General features: G+C 71.5%; 1 protein-coding gene. It reads left to right on the plus strand.

Annotation, left to right across the window (positions count from 1 at the left end; all coding sequences use genetic code 11):
• Nucleotides 1-97: 97 nt before the first annotated feature.
• Nucleotides 98-2,861, plus strand: a 2,764-nt coding sequence (locus tag AB0D04_RS42505) for a polyketide synthase dehydratase domain-containing protein (RefSeq protein ID WP_362712841.1), incomplete at its 3' end; no start/stop codon positions are given.

The following is a 2,861-nucleotide window of genomic DNA, read 5'->3' on the forward strand; positions in this document are numbered from 1 at the left end:
CGCTCACCCGGTCCTGACCATGGGCATCGAGCAGACGCTTGAGGGCGCGGGCGTATCGGGTGCCGCGTTGGGCACCCTGCGTCGCGATCACGGCGATATGGCCCAGCTGCTGACCGCGTTCGGGCAGGCGCATGTTCAGGGTCTTCCGGTCGCGTGGGAGAAGCTGCTGGCTCCGTATCAGCCGCAGCGCGTTGACCTGCCGACCTACGCCTTCCAACGACAGCGGTACTGGCCGAAGCCGGACGCCCGGCGTCCTGGTGATGTGCGGGGCCTGGGTCTGGGCTCGGCCGGGCACCCGCTGCTGGGTGCGGCTGTGACGTTGGCTGACTCGCACCAGGTCGTCCTCACCGGACGGCTGTCGCTGTCCACCCACCCTTGGCTCGCCGACCACGCCGTACGCGGGACCGTCCTGCTGCCCGGCACCGCCTACATCGAGATCGCCCTCCACACCGGCCACCAGCTGGGTTGCGATGTCGTCGAGGAGCTCACCCTCGAAACCCCGCTCACCCTGCCCGAAACCGGCGGAGTGCAGCTTCAGGTCAGCGTCGAGCCCGAGGACGCGTCGGGTCGCCGGACCCTGGTCCTGCACTCCCGGCCCGACGAGGACACTGACGCGCCATGGACACGGCACGCCACGGGAGTACTGGCCCAAGGTGGCGCACCGCCGGCACCCACCGGGCTTGAGGTGTGGCCCCCGGCCAACACCACACCCGTCGAACTCACCGACATCTACGAGCGCTTCGCCGACCACGGCTTCAGCTACGGGCCGGTGTTCCAAGGTCTGCGGAAGGCGTGGCGACAGGCCGACGAGGTGTTCGCCGAAGTGCGGCTGCCGTCGGACCAGTCCGTCGAGGAGTTCGGTCTGCACCCGGCGCTGCTGGACGCCGCCCTACAAGCAGTCATCGCGGTCGGCCTGGAACGCGCCGATGGCACCGGCACCGAGGTGGGCAGATTGCCCTTCGCCTGGAGCGGTGTGTCACTCGCCGCCATCGGCGCCAGGGCGTTGCGGGTACGGCTGTCGAGAGTCGGCCGGGAAGGTCTGGCGCTGACCATCGCTGACGGCACCGGAGCCCCCGTGGCGTCGGTGGAGTCCCTGGTGTCGCGTCCGGCCTCGACGGTGCGCTTCGACGTGGCGGCCCACCGCAACAGCTCGCTGTACGCCGTCGAATGGCTTGCACCCGCACCGCGTCCGGTGGCCGTCGGTCCGACGCGTACCTGGGCGGTGCTCGGCGCGGCCGACACCATGGCGTCGTCCTCCGTCGGCGGCCGGCCCTTCCGCGGTTACGCCGATCTCGCCGCGCTGCGCGAAGCCATCGACTCCGGCGAGGCACCGGTCGACGCGGTGCTCGTCGAGATCGGCGCGGAGCCCGCCGCGGAGCTCGCCGCCGAGACCGTACGGGCCACGGCGGCCTCCGTCCTGGAGCTGATCCAGGAGTGGTTGGCGGACGAGCGGTTCGCCGGTGCCCGGCTGGTGCTGGTCACCCGAGGAGCGGTCGGTGCGCTGCCGGAGGACCAGGTCGACAGCCTGGTGGCCTCGGCGGCGTGGGGGCTTGTGCGCTCGGCGCAGTCGGAGCACCCGGACCGCATCGTGCTGGTGGACGCCGATGGTGAAGCCCGTACCGACGCGGATTCCCGTACCAGAGCTGAGGCCCGTACGGCCACGGAGGCCCTGCTCGGCGTGCTTCCGCAGGTGCTCGAGGCGGGTGAGCCGCAGCTCGCCGTCCGGAACGGTGCCGTGCTCGTACCGCGGCTGGCGCGAGCGGGCGGGGACGGGCTGAGCCTGCCGGACGGTGACGCCTGGCGGTTGGACGTGACCGCGACCGGCACTCTGGAGAACCTGGCGCTGCGGGAGAACCCGGAGGCGTGGCGTCCGCTGGCAGCGGGCGAGGTACGCATCGGGGTCCGGGCCGTGGGCCTCAACTTCCGTGACGTGCTCATCGGGCTCGGCATGTACCCCGACGCCGTCCCGATGGGGGCAGAAGGCGCCGGAGTGGTGCTGGAGGTCGGCCCGGGCGTGCACGACCTCGCCCCGGGCGACCGGGTGCTGGGGATGTTCTCCGGACAGCTCGGCCCGGTGGCCGTGGCAGAGCGACCACTGGTCGCCGCGATCCCGCAGGGCTGGTCGTACGAGCGCGCGGCAACAGTGCCCGTGGCCTTCCTGACCGCTTGGTACGCGCTGAAGGAACTGGCGGGACTGAGCGCCGGCGAGTCGGTTCTGGTGCACGCCGCCGCCGGCGGCGTGGGCATGGCGGCCGTGCAGGTGGCGCGCCACCTGGGAGCTCGCGTCTTCGCCACGGCCGGCCCCACCAAGTGGGAGGCGGTACGTCGGCTGGGGGTCTCGGGACCGGAACTGGCGTCCTCGCGGACGCTGGCGTTCGAGCAGCAGTTCATGCAGGTCACGCAGGGCGCCGGCGTCGATGTGGTGCTGGATGCGTTGACGGGGGAGTTCGTCGAGGCATCGCTGCGCCTGCTGCCGCGCGGCGGCCGCTTCATAGAGATGGGCAAGAACGATGTCCGCCACCCCGAAAAGGTCGCCGGGGACCACCCCGGAGTCGCGTACCGGGCCTTCGACCTCGTCGAGGCCGGCACACAGCACATCGGCCGGATGCTGACCGAAGTGATGGACCTCTTCGAGCGGGGCGTGTTCACCCCACTGCCCACCGCCGTCCGGGACATCCGGCAGGCCCCGGAAGCGTTCCGCGTCATGAGCCAGGCGAAGCACGTCGGCAAACTGGCGCTGCGGATCCCCAAGCCGCTCGATCCGGCCGGCACGGTGTTGATCACGGGTGGTACGGGCACGCTGGGTGGTCTGTTGGCTCGGCATCTGGTGGCGGAGCATGGTGTGCGGCACCTGCTGTTGA

The organism is Streptomyces sp. NPDC048483 (assembly GCF_040651455.1).
Classification (GTDB): Bacteria; Actinomycetota; Actinomycetes; order Streptomycetales; family Streptomycetaceae; genus Streptomyces.